3 protein-coding genes are annotated in these 2697 nt (G+C 71.4%); 1 reads left to right on the forward strand and 2 read right to left on the reverse strand.

The window, feature by feature from the left end; genetic code table 11:
* Positions 1-945: peptide chain release factor 2 (gene prfB, locus ASG00_RS04010; protein ID WP_235559127.1), on the reverse strand; the 945-nt coding region annotated here is incomplete at its 3' end.
* A gap of 25 nt (positions 946-970) precedes the next feature.
* Between prfB and ASG00_RS04015 the strand changes: the two genes are divergently transcribed.
* Entirely contained in the window at positions 971-2200 is a 1230-nt protein-coding gene (locus ASG00_RS04015; RefSeq protein WP_056207053.1) for an MFS transporter, read from the forward strand.
* A 10-nt stretch (positions 2201-2210) separates the two neighbouring features.
* Here the strand turns inward: ASG00_RS04015 and ASG00_RS16825 are convergent.
* On the reverse strand, positions 2211-2697 hold a 487-nt coding region (locus ASG00_RS16825), incomplete at its 5' end, for an MmyB family transcriptional regulator (protein WP_442922595.1).

Consider the following 2697-nt stretch of genomic DNA (forward strand, 5'->3'; position numbering starts at 1 on the left):
CGCCGTGATGGTGCCGGCGAGCTCCTTCTTCTTCGCCGCCTCCTCCTCGCGCTTGAGCAGCAGCAGTCGGGTCTGCAGCACGCGCATGGCCGCAGCGCGGTTCTGGATCTGCGACTTCTCGTTCTGCATCGAGACGACGATGCCGGTCGGGAGGTGGGTGATGCGCACGGCGGAGTCGGTGGTGTTGACCGACTGCCCGCCGGGGCCCGAGGAGCGGAACACGTCGACGCGGATGTCGCCCTCGGGGACGTCGACCTCGACGGCCTCCTCCATGACGGGGATGACCTCGACGGCGGCGAAGCTGGTCTGTCGCTTGTCGGCGCCGCCGAACGGGCTGATGCGCGCGAGACGGTGGGTGCCGGCCTCGACCGAGAGGGTGCCGTAGGCGTAGGGCGCGTCGACCTCAAAGGTGGCCGACTTGATGCCGGCTCCCTCGGCGTAGGAGGTGTCCATCACCTTGACGGGGTACTTGTGGCGCTCGGCCCAGCGCAGGTACATGCGCATGAGCATCTCGGCGAAGTCGGTGGCGTCGTCGCCGCCGGCGCCGGAGCGGATGGTGACGACCGCCGACCGTGAGTCGTACTCACCGTCGAGGAGGGTCTGCACCTCCAGCTGGCTGATGACCTCGCCGAGGTCCTTCAGCTCGCGGCGGGCCTCGTCGGCCGAGTCCTGGTCCTCGAGCTCGTTGGCGAGCTCGACGAGCACCTCGAGGTCGTCGAGGCGGCGGGCGACCGCGTCGATGCGGGCGAGGTCGGCCTGACGGTGGCTGAGCGCGCTCGTCACCTTCTGCGCCTTCTCGGGGTCGTCCCAGAGGTCGGGTGCACCGGCCTCCTCGCTCAGGCGAGAGATGTCGGCGCGCAGCGCATCGACGTCGACGACGGCGGTGATGTCGGCGAACGTGGAGCGGATGGCCTGGATATCGGCGGACAGATCGAGCTCGAGCATGACAGTCCAGACTAACGTGGAAGCGATGGATGATCGTGCGGGCCTGGTGCTGGGCCGACTCGCACCCATGATCTACGGGCCGACCATCCTCTTCTCCCTCGGCGAGGGCGCGGTCATCCCCCTCGTGCCGGTCATCGCGACGAAGCTCGGGGCGGATGTCGCGGGTGCCGGTTTCATCGCGAGCGCGCTGGTGGTGGGGCAGCTCGTCGGCAATCTCCCCGCCGGCTGGCTCGTCGCCCGCGCCGGTGAGCGCGTGACGATGGCGATCGCCGGCGGCGTCGCGATGCTGGGCGTGCTGGGCACCGTGTTCGCGCCGAGCCTGCCGGTGTTCGCGGCGGCGGTGTTCGTGATCGGCTTCTGCGCGGCTGCGTTCGGGCTCGCCCGCCATTCGTTCATGACGACGCGGGTGCCGCTGCACTTCCGTGCGCGGGCGCTGTCGCTGCTCGGCGGCTCCTTCCGGCTCGGCATCTTCGTCGGTCCGTTCATCGCCGCCGGGCTCCTCGCGGTCTTCGGCACCGAGCATGCGGCGCTCTGGTTCTTCGCCGGATGCCTCGCGGTGCTCGTCGTTCTCGTGCTGTTCGGTCCCGACCCCGAGCGCGTCGCCCCGTCGGGAGGGGAGCCGGTCGTCGCGCTCGAGCGGGAGGGCGTGTTCCGCACGATGTGGCGCCACCGCGGCATGCTGTCGCGCCTCGGGGTGGCCGCGGCATCCCTGTCGGCGGTGCGCGCCGCCCGCCAGGTGGTGCTGCCGCTGTGGGGCGTGTCGATCGGGCTGGACGCCAGCACCATCGCGCTCGTCGTGGGCGTGTCGGGCGCGATCGACTTCGCCCTGTTCTACGCGAGCGGGCAGGTGATGGACCGCTTCGGGCGGTTGTGGGCAGCCCTGCCGGCCATGCTGCTCATGGCGGGCGGATTCCTGGTGCTCGCCTTCACCCACGACGTGTCGGGACGCCTCGGCTGGTACCTCGCCGTCGGCATCGTGCTGGGGCTCGGCAACGGGCTCTCGAGCGGCATCCTGCTGACCCTCGGGGCCGATGTCGCACCGCGCGCGGATCCCGCGCCGTTCCTCGGGTCGTGGCGCACGCTGAGCGATGCGGGCGGGGCGACCGCTCCCGTGCTCGTGAGCATCATCGCCGCGGCCGGCAGCCTCGCGATCGCGACCGGCGCCGTCGGCCTCATCGGTCTCGCCGGCGCGCTCGCGTTCATCCGCTACGTGCCCCGGTTCGTGCCGCACGCGCGGACGAGCCGACGCGGCTAGCGACTCGGAGTCACCGGGTCTCGACGAACGACTGCGTGCCGATGACGGTGAGCAGCGCCAGCTTCTCGGCGTCGGGGGTGCCCGGGGTCGCCGTGAACACGAGCAGTCGCTGTCCGGTGTCGGTGTCGAGCAGCGTCTGGCAGTCGAGTGTGAAGGTGCCGATCTCGGGGTGCACGAAGCGCTTCGTGGCGGGATGCTTCTCGCGCACCTCGTGCTCGGCCCACAGCGCCCGGAACTCCGGGCTCTCGTCGTCGAGCGCACGCACGACCCGACCGGCGAGCGAGTCGTCGCCGTAGCGCACGTAGGCACTGCGCAGCTCGGCCACGAAGGCGCGGGCGCGCTCGTCGTGGTCGTCGCGGGCGTAGACGTCGCGCGAGGCGGGCTGCGCGAACCACCGGTAGACGGTGACCCGCGCGAGGCCGGTGAGGGCCGTCGCGTCGCCGAGCAGCGCCTTTGCGGGCGCGGTCTGCACGAGGGTCTCACCGAACTCGCTCACG

The organism is Microbacterium sp. Leaf351 (assembly GCF_001423825.1).
GTDB classification, from domain to species: Bacteria; Actinomycetota; Actinomycetes; order Actinomycetales; family Microbacteriaceae; genus Microbacterium; species Microbacterium ginsengisoli.

What these genes read in the sequence shown, in the direction of transcription:
- ASG00_RS04015 (WP_056207053.1), top strand. Translation starts at nt 971, where the DNA reads ATGGATGATCGTGCGGGCCTGGTGCTGGGCCGACTCGCACCCATGATC.